We start from the raw sequence: 14,808 nt of genomic DNA, 5'->3' as shown, positions 1-14,808 counted from the left end.
TGGAAGCCCTTTTGTTTCACATTTGCAGCATACAGCTAGATTACGTCTCAACCGTGCAACATACTGACTGAACGCTGCGGGGCTTCCAGACCCCGATATATGCCGCGACCCGACGAGCCGGGCATCTCCGATAGAGACCGGAAAGCTCGCGCGAAGGCCATCCGCGAGGTGGCCGATTTGCCGGAAACCGGCATTCCGAACCTGGGCGACATCTCACAGATCACGGACGAGGACCTCGAAGCACTCGGGCCGGTCTACGTGCTCGAGGGCGGCTCGCCGTGCCACGGGTTCTCCGTAGCAGGGCTTCGGAAAGGACTCGCAGACAGCAGGGGTCAACTGACCTTGGAATTCTGCCGTTTGGCACAGCGCATGCGCCGCATCAACAACCTTCAGTATGTGGTCTGGGAAAACGTCAGGGGAGCACTCAGCGATGAAACAAATGGATTCGGAAATCTTCTGGCAGCGCTTGCCGGAGAAGAAGTTGAATTGGTCGCACCAAGGGGTCGCTGGACGGACGCAGGTCATATTGCTGGACCGGATGCCCAAATCGCATGGAGAGTGCTCAATGCCAAATTCTGGGGTGTCGCCCAGTCACGCGAGCGAATCTTCGCTGTCGCAAGTTTTACAGACCTCGACCCCGGAATCGTACTTTTTGAGCAAGCGGGCAGCGGATGGAATCCTGAGGAGAACCAGAACACGAGGGAAGAAGCTGCCCGCGGATGTCGAGACGGCGCTCGCATCGGTGAAGTGATTGCTCTGGGGATGGACTCGAAAGACTCTATTTCCCGCGGCCAGATGCACGGCTTGAAAGCCTCGAACGGCCACAATCCACCGGCGGTCGTCTACAGTTTGTACGACGGCTACACCCCGAAAGCGTCTACCGACACTGCATACACGTTGCTCGCCGGTTGGCCGACGGGCGGCGGTCACAAGCAGATGGTTGTTCATCGCGATGATGAGGACTGCGGCTGGGTAGTCCGACGCATCACCCCCACCGAAGCGGAGCGACTCCAAGGTTTCCCGGACGGTTGGACCGCAGTCGATTTCCGCGGAAAGCCCATGTCGGACAGCCCCCGCTACAAAGCCTTGGGTAACTCCATGGCCGTCCCGTGCATGCACTTCATCGGCAGCCGGCTTGCCCAATACCACAGCGAACAAAGCATGAACGAAGTCGCCGCTCATAGGGAGACAGCGTGATGCATATCGAGAAAACTAAATTGACGCTGTCGATCTCTGTCGAAGCAGGGTCAAAATCGAAAGTCCGGATGACGCCCTCTCCTTGACCTGCAGAGGGCGGGTCTGGATGAGGGCGGCAACTGCGAGTTTGAGGTGGTGAAGCCCGGTGAGATCAGGATTTATCCCGACCCAGAGGCAACCCGTAAAGTGCCTGCGAGACTGGCGAAATCCGCTGCCGTGACCTTCAACCTGTATGGTAGCTCTCTCGGTTTTCCGGTCGTCAGCTGTCACCCGATCGAACTGGAGACCCTGCTGATCCCAGGGGGCGGCATCATCATTCCTATACCGACCGTCGACGATCTCGCCGAGCGGGAAAGTCACACGCAGCACTCTGATAACCGGGGTGACTGGAGGGACGCCGTGGGGCATCACCGGGGTGCCGCTGCGGCTATCGTGCTCGATGCACATCGTTATGGGGGATCAACAAGGCCTGTCGATCTCGGCCAGCTCATGGACCTCCTGCGGAATGCGGGGTATTGCGTTGAAGCTGTAAATGCGAGGCTTTTCAAAGTCGACGGGAAGTCGGCGACGATGGCGGACTTGGTCGAACGGGCTCAGCGAATTGATGCGGATGCCGTGCATGTCGCCGAGGCTGCATGACGGGTTCGTATAGTCGGCAACCTGCAGGAAAAGCGTAGTTACTGACTATACGAACTGGTCACGCAGCCTCGCATGTCCCTGTGAATAGGCGTCCTAGCTCTTGGGCTTCAAAAGTCACAGGAGCACCGTTCCACGTCCTTACACGAATAGCATCATGCGGGAGCGTGCTCCCGTATTGCTCATATCTGAACGGGGTGAAGACGAAGTCGTTTCCGCCGCCGCCCTCTTGCCAGATATAATATGTCCGCTCGAGAGCGGCATCGTCTTCACCAAAATTTCTGAGAGAACCGGTTCGGATGTCGATGATGAACTCCGTCCAGAACCCGTAAAGCTGACTGTCCTCCGGGAGGACAGTCAGGGTTCCATCGGCGGCAGCGTCGACACCGCTCATGGCAGTGCAGCGGTACAGACCGTGATCTTGAGCAGCCGCTTGGGACGTCACCAGCAGCAAAGTCGCAATCAGCCCGTATCTCATCATGTCCCCACCCTCGAATCTTGCACGTCGCCAAAGCACACTTAGCATGTTCATTGACGAGATCAGGCGCAAGAATGTTGACCAACCCAGGTGGGGCCTGCACAACTTCAAACTGGTGTCAGGCTGGTGTGAAGCATAAGAAGACTTCGGAAGCCACAGCAAGTAGGCTACCAAAAAACCAAAAAACCGCGGATTTCTGGGATTTTTTTGGTAGCGGAGGAGGGATTCGAACCCCCGACACAAGGATTATGATTCCTCTGCTCTAACCTACTGAGCTACTCCGCCCCGGCGGCGGTGAACGCCGCGAAGTGCCGCGGATATAAGGGGCGGGTGGCGGCGCTGTCAAGCAAGGGCGGGGCGCGGAGGGGCGGTTTTTGCGCCGCTTGCACATTCCCCAATGTCAACTGCGCACGACATCCGGCGCGCGCGGTCGGCAAGGGTTGAGTTCCGCGGGTCCGCCCATTATGTCTGCGCACGAACCCGTCAACCAGAAAGCCAGATGAAACCGCGCATCGCCGTCCTCGGATGCGGATATTGGGGATCGAACCATATCCGAACGCTCAAGTCGCTCGGCGCGCTTCAGGCGGTGGCGGATGCCAATCCCGCACGCGCGGAAGGCTTCGCGGCCGAACATGGCTGTCTGGCCGTGAGCATCGACGACATCTTCACCCGCGACGACATCGACGCGATCGTCATGGCGCTGCCGCCGCAGTTCCATGCCGAGGCCGCGATCCGCGCGGTCGAAAACGGCAAGGACGTGCTGGTCGAAAAGCCGATCGCGCTCACCGTCGAGGATGCGACCCGCGCCGTCGAAACCGCAAAGGCCTGCGGGCGGGTCTTCATGACCGGTCACGTCCTGCGCTTCCATCCCGGCTTCGAGGGGCTGAAGGCGCTGATCGACGCCGGCGAACTCGGCCGCGTGCGCTACATCCATTCCCACCGTCTCGGCCTCGGCAAGTTCCACACCGAGAACGACGCGCTGTGGGATCTCGCTCCGCACGATCTCTCGATGATCCTCGCGATCACCGGCGCGCATCCGATCGAGGTGCGCGGCGAGGGCGCTGCGCTGCTCGATCATCTGTCCGATTTCGCGCATCTGCACATGCGCTTTCCCGGCGATTTGCGCAGCCATCTCTTCGCTTCGCGGCTCAATCCCTATCGCGAGCGGCGGCTGACGGTCGTTGGCGAAAAGGCGATGGCGGTGTTCGACGATGTCGAGCCGTGGGAGCGAAAGCTCGCCGTCTACCGCCACGCCATCTGGCGCGACAGCGGTCAGTGGGCGTTCACCATGAACGAGCCGTCCTATGTGCCGGTCGAGCAGGGCATGCCGCTGACGCGCGAATTGCAGCACTTCATCCAGTGCATCGAAACGCGCGAGGAGCCGCGCACCTCCGGCGAGGAGGCGATCGGCGTCCTCAAGATCCTGACGGCCGGAACCGTCCTTCACGATTGATTTGAGCTTTACGCCGCCGGCAGGGCTTCCAGCCGCGCCAGCATTTCCTCCGAGCGGCTGCTGCGCTCGGTGCGGGCGATGAAACCGCCGCCGAGGACGCGCGTCTCTTCGCTCTCGTCGGCATAGAGCACGCAGGCCTGGCCGGGCGCGATGCCGGCTTCGCCGTCGGCGAGTTCCACGATCGGCTGGCCGTCGCGCACGAACAGCTTCGCCTCGCGTGGCGGGCGCGTGGAGCGCACCTTGGCGAAAAGCTCGATGCCCTCGGCCGGCAGCGCGGCGAGCGGCGCGTCGCCGAGCCAGTTCATGTCACGCAGCACGATCCGGTGCGTCTCCAACGCTTCCTTAGGTCCGACGATCACCCGCGCACGCGGCGCGTCGAGATGGACGACGTAGAGCGGCTCGCCGGAGGCGACGCCGAGCCCGCGGCGCTGGCCGATCGTATAGCGCAGGATGCCGTCGTGACGGCCCAGATGCCGGCCGTCGACATGGTAGATGTCGCCGGGCTGGGCGGCTTCGGGCCGCAGCTTGGCGATGATGTCGGCATATTTGCCCTGCGGCACGAAGCAGATGTCCTGGCTGTCGGGCTTGGCGGCCACGGTCAGCCCCATGCGCTCGGCCGCCGCGCGCACTTCGCGCTTCGACATGCCGCCGAGCGGAAAGCGCAGGAAGTCGATCTGTTCCTGCGTGGTGGCGAAGAGAAAATAGCTCTGGTCGCGGTCCGCATCGACCGGCCTGAAAAGGGAGCGGCGTGCGCCGTTCGCGCGGCTGCGGATGTAGTGCCCGGTCGCCAGCGCGTCGGCGCCCAGCTCGCGCGCGGTCTGCAAAAGGTCGGCGAACTTGACGGTCTGGTTGCAGGCCACGCACGGAATCGGCGTCTCGCCGGCGATGTAGCTTTCGGCGAAGGGGTTGATCACCGCCTCGCGAAAACGCTTCTCATAGTCGAGCACGTAATGGGGAATGCCGAGCTTCTCGGACACCGCGCGCGCGTCGCCGATGTCCTGGCCCGCGCAGCACGAACCGGCGCGATGCACCGCCGCGCCATGGTCGTAAAGCTGCAGCGTGATGCCGACGACGTCGTAGCCCTGTTCCTTCATCAGTCCGGCGACCACGGAGGAATCGACGCCGCCGGACATGGCGACGACGACCCGCGTGTCTTCGGGGCGCTTGTCGAAATCGAGACTGTTCATCGGGCGGCTCATGCGTCTTGGCTAATCGGTCCGGATTCAAGGTCCGGGCGGTCGGGCTCTATATAGGCGAGCCGGGCAGGGGCTGCCAACAGCCCCGCGCGAGGCAATCGCCTACTCGTTAAGATTCGAAATTCCGGTGAAAGACGCCGTTCACGAAGGTTACGGTAGGCTTACCGGTGATTTAGCCCTTTCTTAAAGCTGTGGCGGTAGTGTGGCCGTCGATTGGGTCTTTGATGTTGTAGAGAGTACGATGACCGATCTTATTAGACCGCGTGTCAAATATGTAATCGGGCCGGACGGCAGCCCGTTGACGATTGCCGATCTGCCCCCCAGCAACACACGTCGCTGGGTCATTCGCCGGAAGGCCGAGGTGGTGGCTGCCGTTCGCGGCGGGCTGCTCAGCCTCGATGAAGCCTGCCAGCGATATAAGCTGACGGTCGAGGAGTTCCTGTCCTGGCAGGCCTCCATCGACGATCATGGTCTTGCCGGCCTGCGCACCACGCGCATCCAGCAATACCGTCACTGACAAGAGCGGTATGGACTTGATGAAACGCCCGGCCTGCCGGGCGTTTTGTCGTTTCGGGGCTGCCCGATTGTTGAACGCGAGCTGAACGGCGCGGTTCAAGGGCGGTTGGGGGCCGCGCGGCTAGTGTCCGGTCATCGTCAACCGATCAAAGGAGATCACCGATGACCACCATCACGAAAACCCGCCTCGCCGCCGTTGCCCTTGCCGGCACGATGCTTGCCGGCGTCGCCACGGTTCCTGCCGTCGCCCAGCTTCAGAACGGGTTCGGCGCCTCGCGCGACCAGGCGACCGAAATGATGAACCGCATCGCCCGCGAGCATGGCTACGAAGACGTCGCCTTCGTCGAACAGAAGAAAAAGCATATCGAGGCCTACACGACCGACGACGCGGGCAACCGGGTCGAGATCAAGGTCGACCGCTGGGGCAATCTCGACAAGATCGAAGTCGAATATGGCTGGGCGCGTCCGTCTTTCGGCGGTTATGCCAGCGAAGCCGACATCCGCCGCAACATCGAGGCGGCCGGCTACGAGATGCTCTTCGTCAAGGACCGCGACGACGACGAATACGAGATCATGGCGCGCAATTCGCGCGGCGACGTCGTCGAGCTCGAGGTCAGCTTTTCCGGCCAGGTCCTGAAGTCGGAATACAAGGCGCAGAAATACGCGATCGGCAATTTTGTCGGCGAGCGCGACCGCGGCGACCGCCGCGAGAACAGCCGCGAGGAGCGCCGGGACCGCGACGATCGCGGCCCGCGCCATGAACGCGGCGACGATCGCCGCGGCTGATCCGCCAATCGTTGGGGCACGAAAAAGCCCGCCCCGGTCAGGCCGGGGCGGGCTTCCTGATTTCGATGCGAGGACGATCAGCCGGTGGCGGCGCGTCCCGAATAGTCGGTCTCGCGGTTGCGATTGTCGAGCGCTTCGGCCTTGGCGAGTTCGGCTTCCGCCTCGGTCAGGGCTTCTTCGGCTGCGCTGCGCTGCGAAAGAAGGTCGTTGCGCGAATTATGCAGGTTGTCCCGGCGCTGGCGCGCGGCCTTGGCGAAGGTCGGATAGGCGAAATGGTTTACGTCCGTGATGCCCGCCTTCTTCTCCTCCGAAACGATCTGCGCGTCGAGTTCGCCCGCCATCCTGTCGAATTCGGCGATCATCATGTCGAGCTGGAGCAATTGCTTGCGCTTCTCGCCGACCTGAAACTGCTTCAGCCGGACCAGGTTCTCACGTGACTTCATACTCAACGCTCCCGAAACGCCACCCGCACGCTACGTCGATATCGTTACTTTTTTCTTCGCGACCATCCCCGATCGCGCCGGAAAGTAACCATTCGTTTACGTGCATTGTTAATCATAGGGACGAGGACTTAAGGCGGGGTAAAAATCCCAACATGAAGTCACGGTCGCAAAGCGCCTTTCCATGAGTCGCTTGCGGGGGAATCCTGAAGTTCTGATTCACGGTGCGGATGGCAGATTCGTCTTTTTGATTCAGGGTGCTACGACAAACTGCTGAATGTTGCGATGGCCTCTTGCCAGCCTGAATCAGAGTTTGTTAACCATTTCGATGGCATCCTGCGATTCAGGCAAATCAACGCTTCGGTGCCGAGCTGACGGGGCTGTTGGCGGAGAAGGGGAATGAAATGCGCGTTTTGCTGATTGAAGACGACAGTGCGATCGCACAGAGCATCGAGCTGATGCTCAAGTCGGAAAGCTTCAATGTCTATTCGACCGATCTGGGCGAAGAGGGTGTCGACCTCGGCAAACTCTACGACTACGACATCATTCTTCTCGACCTGAACCTGCCGGACATGTCCGGCTACGAGGTGCTGCGCACGCTGCGGCTCTCGAAGGTCAAGACGCCGATCCTCATCCTCTCCGGCATGGCCGGCATCGAGGACAAGGTGCGCGGCCTCGGCTTCGGCGCCGACGACTACATGACCAAGCCGTTCCACAAGGACGAACTCGTCGCCCGCATCCACGCCATCGTGCGCCGCTCGAAGGGCCACGCCCAGTCGGTCATCACGACGGGCGACCTGATCGTCAATCTCGACGCCAAGACAGTCGAGGTCGGTGGCCAGCGCGTGCACCTGACCGGCAAGGAATACCAGATGCTGGAGCTGCTCTCGCTCCGCAAGGGCACCACGCTGACCAAGGAAATGTTCCTCAACCACCTTTACGGCGGCATGGACGAGCCGGAACTGAAGATCATCGACGTCTTCATCTGCAAGCTGCGCAAGAAGCTCGACCTCGCCTCCGGCGGCCAGAACTACATCGAAACGGTCTGGGGCCGCGGCTACGTGCTGCGCGAGCCCGAGGAAATGCGCGTCAGCGCCTGACCGGCCAGCATACGATTCACGAAAAACCCGGCCTCGCGCCGGGTTTTTTCGTTTGCTGGTCCGAGTTGAATTACCGGGCGGTCCACGAGGGGTCGCCGACATGGCCGATGTCGTGATCTTCGCTCGACCAATCCCGCGCATGGATCGAGCCATCGGCGAGGATTTCGATCAGCTTGTTCGTCGGCAAATCGTTGAGTTCCGACAAATAGTCCAGGACGCGTGAGAACAGATCGATCTGGAGGTCGCGGTCGACATTCGGCACGATGACGACAAGGCCGTTGTGGACCTCGTATTTCGCGTATTCCCGAAGGAAATGGCGGCGATTGTTGGTCACGACCACGTAGCCGTGTTCGAAGGCGAACCTGGCGATGTTCCAGTCCTGCCAGCCGGCCATACCGACGTGTGGGCCGAAATCGGCTTGCAGTCCCCTGTCCTTGCAAAGTGCCGCCAGTCCGGCGCTCAGGCATTCATCGATGAAGAACCGATGCATCAAGCGCCGATGCGGGATGTGACTGCCAGCCGGCGCCAATCGGGTCCGAGTTCGTCGTCGGCCCAGGCGGTAACCGTTTCGATCGCATCTACCGGAAGCGTCGGGTAATCTTCAAAGATCTCCCGGTTCGTTCGTCCGGCGCGGAGGTAAGCGACGATTGTCATGGCGGGAACTCGCGTACCGCGAATGACCGGGTCGCCGCTCATGACCGAAGGGTCGCGAACGATCTCGCTCTTCACTGCAGGCGATGTCTTTTGCAAGGCGCTCATCAGCGTCGCTCCTTCCGGTTCAGCATAGGCGCTGGCCTGCCGTATTGGAAGAACGTGCAAGCGATCACTTACTGCGTGGGAAAATACGCGACGCCCGCAGCCCTCAAGCCGCCATCTGGATTTCGCGGAACCGTTCCAGCAGAATCGGCCGGTTGAAGGGCTTCAGGATATAGCCTTTCGCGCCGGCGCGCTTTGCACGCATGATGGCGCCGACGTCGAATTCGGTCATGCAGATCACGATGCGCGGCTTGGCCTGGGTCGGCAGCGCCATCGCCTGGCGGATGAAGTCGACGGTCGCCATGTCGGGAAGCTGCGCGTCCACGACGATGATGTCGGGCATTTCGACGGCGCAGTGCGACAGCGCCTCGCGGCCGTCGCAGGCTTCGACGACGGCCATTTCCGGGGTCGCGAGAATGCGCTTGGCGACCTTACGGATGACGTTGGAATCGTCCACGATCATGCAGCGCTTCATCCCGTAATCCCTTCCGTCCATCGATCGGCCCCCGCCTTGTCTGTCAGGAGGACGCTACGCGGGCCGGGTAAAGAAGCGGGTAAGCGGTTGGCTGAATAATGGGTTAATTGGCGCCTATTCGGCGGTCAGCACGATGTCCTCGGCGCTGGCGCGGATGTTGATCTCCATGCCGGCCTCGCGGGCCAGGAGCAGCGTGTAATAGGCCTGCACGGAGTGGGCGTCGATCGCCTCCTCGGGCTTGCGACCCGAATGCATCTCGAGAAACTTTGCCGGCACGCGGACCATCGGCCCCTTGGCCGTCAGCGTGAATTTCGGCTTCACCTTCAGGTTTTCCAGATTGACGGTGATCTTGCCGCCGCGCGGAATGCCGCCATTGGCGACAAGCAGCAGGTTGAGGATCAGCTTGACGGCGTTCTTGGGCAGGAGTTCGCGCTCGCCGGTCCATTCGAGTTCGGGCTTTTCGTTCTTCAAAAAGGCCTGCGCGACGCTTTCGGCGTCGCCGGTGTCGATCTGCATCCCGGCCGAGCCGGCCGCGCCGAAGGCGATGCGCGCGAACTGAAGCCTTGCCGAGGCATTGCGCGCACTGGTGCGGATCAGGTGCATGGCGTCTTCGTCGGCGCCGCCCTCGTCGAGGAGTTCGAGGCCGTTATTGATCGCGCCGACCGGCGAGATGACGTCGTGGCAGACGCGGCTGCACAGGAGTGCGGCCAGATCGGTCGCGGTCAGCGTGAAGAGTTCGGACATGCAATCGGCCCCTCGTTTGGCATGCGAAATGTCGGATGACCGCCGCGGGTCCCGCTCAGCGCGAATCGTATCGACGTCATTTGCAATCGTCGTGACACAGCCCGCCGCGTCCATCAAGAAAGCCCGCCTTAACCGCGGGCCTTACCTTTCCTTAAGCCTGTCGGGTTACCGTTCCTTAAACGTAAATGCGCCGCTGCCGGATCACGACCGGAGCGCGGCGCCCGCTTCTTACGGAGGTTCGCCATGAGACCGCATATGCAAGCAGCTCTCCTTTCGCGCCTGTCGATCGTGATCGCGATTTTCGCCGCCCTGCTCGTGGCCGCCGCGCCGGCGCGCGCGAACCAGCCCTATACCGCGCAGGAAATCGTCGATTCGGGCCACCAGTTCTTCGGTTCCACCTCGGGCGGCCTCGCGACCGTCGTCGAGCAGATCTTCCAGAGCTATGGCCTGCCCAACGGCTATATCCTCGGCGAGGAAGCCGGCGGCGCCTTCATCGGCGGCCTGACCTATGGCGAAGGCACGCTCTACACCAAGAATGTCGGCGACCATCGCGTCTACTGGCAGGGGCCGTCGGTCGGCTGGGATGCCGGCGGGCAGGGCTCGCGCACCATGGTCCTCGTCTACAATCTCGATGCCGTGCCGAACCTTTACGGCAAGCGCTATGCAGGCGTCGCGGGTTCGGCCTATCTCGTCGCCGGGCTCGGCTTCAACGTGATGAAGAACGGCAACATCCTGCTCGTTCCGGTGCGCACCGGCGTCGGCGCGCGACTGGGCGTCAATGTCGGTTACCTCAAGGTCACGCAAAGCCCGACCTGGAACCCGTTCTGACGCGAAGAACGCGGCCATCAACAGTCTTGCGGCGGTTCTCCGCCGCAATTTGCGCGTAAGGCTTGATCAGAACGGGATCAGGGTCCACCACGTCAGTATCGTCATCGGGCCGTCCATGGAAAAGCGTTTGTGATCCAGACCTTCTTGTTCTTCGGCCTCGGTTTTCTGACGGCCGCCTTCATCGGCCTGCTATTCGCCCCGGCGCTGCGCCGGCGCACCGAGCGCCTGACGACGCGCCGCATCGAGGCGCGTCTGCCGCTGACGCGCGAGGAAATCCAGGCCGACAAGGACCGTATCCGCGCCGAAGCCGCGCTCAAGCAGCGCAAGGTCGAGATCGAACTCAAGGCCGCGCGGGCGCGCATCGCCGAACAGATGGTCGAGCTCGACCGCCAGCGCCAGGCGCTCGGCTCGAGCGGCGACGTGATGCTGACGCGCGACACGCGCATCGCCGAACTCGAGGCCGAGATCGAGGAAATGCGCGGGACGCTCGCCGGCCATGACGAGAAGGTGGCGCATCTGGAAGACCGGCTCGTCTCCGAACATGCCGACGCCTTCACCCGCAAGAGCGAACTCGACCGGCTGTCCGCGCTCTACGAGGATGCCAGCTTGACGTCGAGCAGCCGGCAGATCGAAATCGTCGCGCGCGAGACCGAGATCGACCGGCTTGCCACCGATCTCGCCTCGCTGCGCAACCAGCGTAACGAGACCGAGCGCAAGCTGCGCGAAGTGACTGCCGACAACAAGGCGATGCGCGAGGCGCTGAAGGTCGAGACGCGCAAGGCCGAGGATGCCAATCGCCGGATCGAGCGCCTGCTTTCCGACCTCTCCGATCGCGAGGACAGGCTGGAGCGGCGCGAAAACGAAATCGCGCGCCTCAAGGGCCAGGCGCCTGCCGATCTTTCCGCCGCGCCGGATGCCGCCGACAAGATCGCTGCCGAGCGTGACCGCCTCGAAAAGAAGCTCGCTACGCTGACGCGCGAGAACAAGAAGCTGAAATCGCAGGCCGCATCGTCGAAGCCGGCCGGTGAGGACGATGCGAGACTGCGCGACCAGCTTCACCAGCTCGCCGCCGAGATGGTCAACCTGACCGCCACGCTCGAAGGCCCGCAATCGCCGATCCGCAAGGCCATCGAGGCTGCGCAGGCCGCGGGCGAGGGGTTGCCCGTCAGCCTTGCCGAGCGCATCCGCGCACTGCGCGAGGCTTCGGAACGCGCCCGTTCAGTTCCGGCGGAGGCGATGGAGAGCGATCGCTGAGGAGGCCGCGACGTTGAGACTGTCGAAATCGGTCTCCATGTCGATCCGCACCCGCCGCATCCGCGCCATCAGATCTTCCGGCAGTCCCGGCCCCTCCGCACCCAGATAGATCGCCTGCCGTCCGACCGATGCGATATTTGCCAGATCCTCGGCATTGCGCGGCGTCATCGCCAGTTGCTCGAAGCCGGTGGCGTCCAATGCGTCGAACATGGCCGCTGCATCGCTAAGAACCGCATAGGGCACCTTCAGCGCCGCGCCGACCGACACGCGGATCGCCTTGCGATAGAGCGGATCGCAGCTTGCTGCGTCGAGCAGCACCGCATCGGCGCCAAGCGCGGCGGCGTTGCGGAAGATCGCGCCGACATTGTCGTGGTTGGCGATGCCGACCAGCGCGACGACCAGCGCGTCGCGGGGCAGGGCGGCGAGCATCGCGCCGGCATCTTCCGGCGCCCGCTTCGCCCCGATCGCCAATATGCCGCGGTGGATGTGAAAGCCCGCGATCGCGTCCATCGTCGCCTGGTCGGCGACATAGAGCGGCGTATCGGCGGGCTTTGCCGCCAGCGTCTCCTCCATGCCCGCCAGCCGCTTGTCGAGGATCAGCACGGATTCCGTTTCGAACCGCCGCGCGCCGAACAAGACATTCAGCACCACCTTGCCCTCCGCGACGAAGCGCCCCTGCCTTCCGACAAGGTCGCGCTCGCGCACGTCACGATAGGCGGATATGCGGGGATCGTCGGGGTCGGTGATCTTTATCGGCGTCATCGCCGGCTTATTTCACGCCGGCCCGCCACCGTGCAAGCCGGGCCGAATTCGTCACCACCGAGACCGAGGACAGCGCCATCGCCGCGCCGGCGAAGACCGGCGACAGGATGCCGAAGGCGGCGAGCGGAATGCCGATGACGTTGTAGAGAAATGCCCAGACGAGGTTCTGGCGGATCGTGCGTTTGGTCCTGTGCGCGACATCGAGCGCGGCGGGCACCAGCCGCAGGTCGGGCCGCATCAGCGTGATCCCGGCCGCCTCGCGCGCCACTTCCGTTCCCGACGAGAGCGCGATGCCGAGCTTCGCGGCCGCCAGCGCCGGTCCGTCATTCAGCCCGTCGCCGACGAAGGCGACGTCGCTTCGCGTACCGAGTTCGCGCACCGCCGCGACCTTGTCCTCCGGCGTCAGGCCGGCGCGGTGGTCGCTGATGCCGGCCTCGGCCGCAATCGCCTCTGCTGCCGTCTCGTTGTCGCCGGTCAGCATGACGACCGAGAGCCCGCGCGCCTGAAGTTCGCCTACGACGCCGGCTGCTTCCGGTCGTGCCCTGTCGGCGAAGACGAACGCGCCCGCCAGCCGCCCGTCGGTCGTCACGAAGGAGGTCGTGCCCCGCGCCGTCAGGCGCGAAGTCAACGCATCGACCGACGCCCGGTCCGCGCCTTCCTCCGCCGCGAGCCTCGCATTGCCGACCGCGACGCGTTGGTTGCCGACGACGCCGGCAAGCCCGCGTCCCGCAATCGCGCGCGTTTCGGCCGCTGCCGGAAAATCCGCACCCGCGCGCCGCACCAGCGCCCTGGCGAGCGGATGCTCGCTTTGCGCCTCCACCGCCGCCGCAAGCGCCAGCAATTCGGCCTCGCTGCCCTCCGCCACCGCGATCTCCACCAGTTCCGGCTCGCCCAGCGTCAGCGTTCCGGTCTTGTCGAAGGCGATGGTGCGGATCGCGTCCGTGCGCTCCAGCGTCTCGATGTCGCGGATCAGGATGCCCGCCCGCGCGGCTGCGCCCGTTCCGGCGACGAGCGCCGTCGGCGTCGCAAGGCCGAGCGCGCAGGGGCAGGCGATGACGAGCACCGCCACTGCCGAAACCATCCCCGCGACGGCGTCGCCGCCGATCAGCCACCAGCCGAGGAAGGTCAGCGCCGCGATCACCAGAATGGTCGGCACGAAGATCGCCGAGATACGGTCGACCAGTTTCTGGATCGGCGCCTGGCCGATCTGCGCGTCCTCGACGAGCCGCGTCATGCGGGCAAGCCGCGTATCGGCGCCGACCGCCGTCACTTCGATGTCGAGCACGGCCTCGCCATTCACCGTTCCCGTGATGACGACGTCGCCGGGCTTTCGGTCGACCGGCAGGCTTTCGCCGGTCACCAGTGCCTCGTCGATGCTCGACTGTCCCGTCACGATGCGCCCGTCGCAAGGGATGATCGCGCCGGGCCGCACGCGCACGCGGTCGCCGGCGCCAAGGCTTTCCACCGCGACGATCTCCGCCCCGTTCGGCCCGATCCGCTCCGCCTCACGCGGCGCCAGCCGCCCGAGCGCCGTCAGCGCCGAGGAGGTCGAGCGCTTGGCGCGCGCCTCGAGATACTTCCCGGCGGTGATCAGCGTCAAAATGACGGCCGCCGCCTCGTAGTGGAGATGGGCGTGGGTTTCGCCGAGAAGCACGAGCACCAGCGAATAGGCATACGCGACGCCGGTGCCGAGCACGACGAGCACCGCCATATTCGCGCTGCCGCCGCGTAGCGCGGCAAGCGCCTCGCGCACGAAGCGCGGCGCGGCCACTGCCATAACGCCGGTCGCCAGCAACGTCTGCGTCCACGGCCCGAACCAGGCATGGCCGGTGCCGGTCATCATCGGCAGCATGCCGATCACCAGCGGGATCGTCAGGAGCGCCGAGACGACGAGCCGCAGCAGCGTCTGGCGCTCGTCCGCGCGTCGTTCGGCGTCGCGCCTTTCGTCGGCAAGGCGCTGCGCGGCCAAGTCGTCGCGGCGCAGCCGCGCCTCGTAACCCGCCTTGCTCACCGCGGCGATCAACGCATCGACGGCGACGTCCGTCCCGGTCTCGACCGAGGCGCGCTCCATCGCCAGGTTGACGTTCGCCCGCGTCACGCCCGGCACCCGGGCGAGCGTCTTTTCAACGCGCGCCGAGCAGGCGGCGCAAGTCATGCCGGAAATGTCGAGCGAATGGGTCGTCATCG

Annotated in this window: 17 protein-coding genes and 1 tRNA gene; 8 read left to right on the top strand and 10 right to left on the bottom strand. The window is 63.8% G+C overall.

Annotated features, from left to right (window positions below; translation table 11 throughout):
• The first annotated feature begins 99 nt into the window (after positions 1 to 99).
• Both ALII_RS21650 and ALII_RS0111785 read left to right on the top strand, forming a co-directional pair.
• Positions 100 to 1,197, top strand: a complete 1,098-nt coding sequence (locus ALII_RS21650; protein ID WP_024587515.1) for a DNA cytosine methyltransferase — start codon at positions 100 to 102, stop codon at positions 1,195 to 1,197.
• Between the two features lie 216 nt (positions 1,198 to 1,413).
• Positions 1,414 to 1,836, top strand: a complete 423-nt coding sequence (locus ALII_RS0111785) for a hypothetical protein (protein ID WP_035449792.1) — start codon at positions 1,414 to 1,416, stop codon at positions 1,834 to 1,836.
• Between the two features lie 58 nt (positions 1,837 to 1,894).
• On the opposite strand, the gene ALII_RS0111780 is transcribed toward ALII_RS0111785, so the two are convergent.
• Both ALII_RS0111780 and ALII_RS0111775 read right to left on the bottom strand, forming a co-directional pair.
• A complete protein-coding gene (locus ALII_RS0111780; protein ID WP_152529603.1) occupies positions 1,895 to 2,314 on the bottom strand; it encodes a hypothetical protein in 420 nt (139 codons plus the stop codon).
• Positions 2,315 to 2,519: 205 nt separating this feature from the next.
• A tRNA-Met gene (locus ALII_RS0111775) sits at positions 2,520 to 2,596 on the bottom strand.
• 214 nt (positions 2,597 to 2,810) lie between these two features.
• On the opposite strand from ALII_RS0111775, the gene ALII_RS0111770 reads away from it, so the two are divergent.
• A complete protein-coding gene (locus ALII_RS0111770) occupies positions 2,811 to 3,764 on the top strand; it encodes a Gfo/Idh/MocA family oxidoreductase (RefSeq protein ID WP_024587512.1) in 954 nt (317 codons plus the stop codon).
• A gap of 8 nt (positions 3,765 to 3,772) precedes the next feature.
• Here the strand turns inward: ALII_RS0111770 and mnmA are convergent, their stop codons facing one another.
• Complete coding sequence (gene mnmA / locus ALII_RS0111765; RefSeq protein ID WP_024587511.1) at positions 3,773 to 4,951, bottom strand: tRNA 2-thiouridine(34) synthase MnmA; 1,179 nt, start codon at positions 4,949 to 4,951, stop codon at positions 3,773 to 3,775.
• Positions 4,952 to 5,201: 250 nt separating this feature from the next.
• On the opposite strand from mnmA, the gene ALII_RS0111760 reads away from it, so the two are divergent.
• Both ALII_RS0111760 and ALII_RS0111755 read left to right on the top strand, forming a co-directional pair.
• Positions 5,202 to 5,477 (top strand): DUF1153 domain-containing protein, encoded by a 276-nt coding sequence (locus ALII_RS0111760; RefSeq protein ID WP_024587510.1) that lies wholly within the window; start codon positions 5,202 to 5,204, stop codon positions 5,475 to 5,477.
• Positions 5,478 to 5,638: 161 nt separating this feature from the next.
• A complete protein-coding gene (locus tag ALII_RS0111755) occupies positions 5,639 to 6,262 on the top strand; it encodes a PepSY domain-containing protein (protein WP_024587509.1) in 624 nt (207 codons plus the stop codon).
• A gap of 77 nt (positions 6,263 to 6,339) precedes the next feature.
• Here ALII_RS0111755 and ALII_RS0111750 read toward each other — a convergent pair whose 3' ends face one another.
• Entirely contained in the window at positions 6,340 to 6,705 is a 366-nt protein-coding gene (locus ALII_RS0111750; protein WP_024587508.1) for a hypothetical protein, read from the bottom strand.
• Positions 6,706 to 7,106: 401 nt separating this feature from the next.
• Here ALII_RS0111750 and ctrA point away from each other — a divergent pair, with 401 nt between their 5' ends.
• The gene (gene ctrA / locus ALII_RS0111745) at positions 7,107 to 7,802 is read left to right on the top strand and encodes a cell cycle two-component system response regulator CtrA (protein ID WP_024587507.1); all 696 of its coding nucleotides are present in this window, start codon (positions 7,107 to 7,109) and stop codon (positions 7,800 to 7,802) included.
• A 70-nt stretch (positions 7,803 to 7,872) separates the two neighbouring features.
• On the opposite strand, the gene ALII_RS0111740 is transcribed toward ctrA, so the two are convergent.
• The 4 genes from ALII_RS0111740 to ALII_RS0111725 form a co-directional block, all read right to left on the bottom strand.
• Complete coding sequence (locus ALII_RS0111740) at positions 7,873 to 8,292, bottom strand: DUF5615 family PIN-like protein (protein WP_024587506.1); 420 nt, start codon at positions 8,290 to 8,292, stop codon at positions 7,873 to 7,875.
• Positions 8,292 to 8,561 (bottom strand): DUF433 domain-containing protein, encoded by a 270-nt coding sequence (locus ALII_RS0111735; protein WP_051375852.1) that lies wholly within the window; start codon positions 8,559 to 8,561, stop codon positions 8,292 to 8,294. The genes ALII_RS0111740 and ALII_RS0111735 overlap by 1 nt, the downstream gene beginning before the upstream one ends.
• 103 nt (positions 8,562 to 8,664) lie before the next feature.
• Positions 8,665 to 9,033, bottom strand: a complete 369-nt coding sequence (locus ALII_RS0111730; protein WP_024587504.1) for a response regulator — start codon at positions 9,031 to 9,033, stop codon at positions 8,665 to 8,667.
• Positions 9,034 to 9,147: 114 nt separating this feature from the next.
• Positions 9,148 to 9,777 (bottom strand): histidine phosphotransferase family protein, encoded by a 630-nt coding sequence (locus ALII_RS0111725; protein WP_024587503.1) that lies wholly within the window; start codon positions 9,775 to 9,777, stop codon positions 9,148 to 9,150.
• Positions 9,778 to 10,020: 243 nt separating this feature from the next.
• Between ALII_RS0111725 and ALII_RS0111720 the strand changes: the two genes are divergently transcribed.
• Positions 10,021 to 10,605 (top strand): EipA family protein, encoded by a 585-nt coding sequence (locus tag ALII_RS0111720; RefSeq protein ID WP_152529602.1) that lies wholly within the window; start codon positions 10,021 to 10,023, stop codon positions 10,603 to 10,605.
• Between the two features lie 129 nt (positions 10,606 to 10,734).
• On the top strand, positions 10,735 to 11,859 hold the full coding sequence (locus ALII_RS0111715) for a hypothetical protein (protein WP_024587501.1): 1,125 nt from the start codon (positions 10,735 to 10,737) through the stop codon (positions 11,857 to 11,859).
• Here ALII_RS0111715 and ALII_RS0111710 read toward each other — a convergent pair.
• Positions 11,824 to 12,621: an RNA methyltransferase gene (locus tag ALII_RS0111710; protein ID WP_024587500.1), complete on the bottom strand. Its 798-nt coding sequence runs from the start codon at positions 12,619 to 12,621 to the stop codon at positions 11,824 to 11,826. The genes ALII_RS0111715 and ALII_RS0111710 overlap by 36 nt on opposite strands.
• Before the next feature lie 7 nt (positions 12,622 to 12,628).
• Positions 12,629 to 14,806: a heavy metal translocating P-type ATPase gene (locus ALII_RS0111705; RefSeq protein ID WP_024587499.1), complete on the bottom strand. Its 2,178-nt coding sequence runs from the start codon at positions 14,804 to 14,806 to the stop codon at positions 12,629 to 12,631.
• Positions 14,807 to 14,808 lie beyond the last annotated feature (2 nt).

Source organism: Aliihoeflea sp. 2WW (assembly GCF_000497755.1).
Lineage (GTDB): Bacteria > Pseudomonadota > Alphaproteobacteria > Rhizobiales > Rhizobiaceae > Aliihoeflea.
This window is presented reverse-complemented; position numbering and strand designations above follow the sequence as displayed.

What these genes read in the sequence shown, in the direction of transcription:
- ALII_RS0111705 (WP_024587499.1), bottom strand. Translation starts at nt 14,806, where the DNA reads ATGACGACCCATTCGCTCGACATTTCCGGCATGACTTGCGCCGCCTGC.
- ALII_RS0111740 (WP_024587506.1), bottom strand. Translation starts at nt 8,292, where the DNA reads ATGCATCGGTTCTTCATCGATGAATGCCTGAGCGCCGGACTGGCGGCA.
- ALII_RS0111750 (WP_024587508.1), bottom strand. Translation starts at nt 6,705, where the DNA reads ATGAAGTCACGTGAGAACCTGGTCCGGCTGAAGCAGTTTCAGGTCGGC.
- ALII_RS0111780 (WP_152529603.1), bottom strand. Translation starts at nt 2,314, where the DNA reads ATGATGAGATACGGGCTGATTGCGACTTTGCTGCTGGTGACGTCCCAA.
- ALII_RS0111770 (WP_024587512.1), top strand. Translation starts at nt 2,811, where the DNA reads ATGAAACCGCGCATCGCCGTCCTCGGATGCGGATATTGGGGATCGAAC.
- ALII_RS0111725 (WP_024587503.1), bottom strand. Translation starts at nt 9,777, where the DNA reads ATGTCCGAACTCTTCACGCTGACCGCGACCGATCTGGCCGCACTCCTG.
- ALII_RS0111720 (WP_152529602.1), top strand. Translation starts at nt 10,021, where the DNA reads ATGAGACCGCATATGCAAGCAGCTCTCCTTTCGCGCCTGTCGATCGTG.
- ALII_RS21650 (WP_024587515.1), top strand. Translation starts at nt 100, where the DNA reads ATGCCGCGACCCGACGAGCCGGGCATCTCCGATAGAGACCGGAAAGCT.
- mnmA (WP_024587511.1), bottom strand. Translation starts at nt 4,951, where the DNA reads ATGAACAGTCTCGATTTCGACAAGCGCCCCGAAGACACGCGGGTCGTC.
- ALII_RS0111760 (WP_024587510.1), top strand. Translation starts at nt 5,202, where the DNA reads ATGACCGATCTTATTAGACCGCGTGTCAAATATGTAATCGGGCCGGAC.
- ALII_RS0111735 (WP_051375852.1), bottom strand. Translation starts at nt 8,561, where the DNA reads ATGAGCGCCTTGCAAAAGACATCGCCTGCAGTGAAGAGCGAGATCGTT.
- ctrA (WP_024587507.1), top strand. Translation starts at nt 7,107, where the DNA reads ATGCGCGTTTTGCTGATTGAAGACGACAGTGCGATCGCACAGAGCATC.
- ALII_RS0111755 (WP_024587509.1), top strand. Translation starts at nt 5,639, where the DNA reads ATGACCACCATCACGAAAACCCGCCTCGCCGCCGTTGCCCTTGCCGGC.
- ALII_RS0111730 (WP_024587504.1), bottom strand. Translation starts at nt 9,033, where the DNA reads ATGAAGCGCTGCATGATCGTGGACGATTCCAACGTCATCCGTAAGGTC.
- ALII_RS0111710 (WP_024587500.1), bottom strand. Translation starts at nt 12,621, where the DNA reads ATGACGCCGATAAAGATCACCGACCCCGACGATCCCCGCATATCCGCC.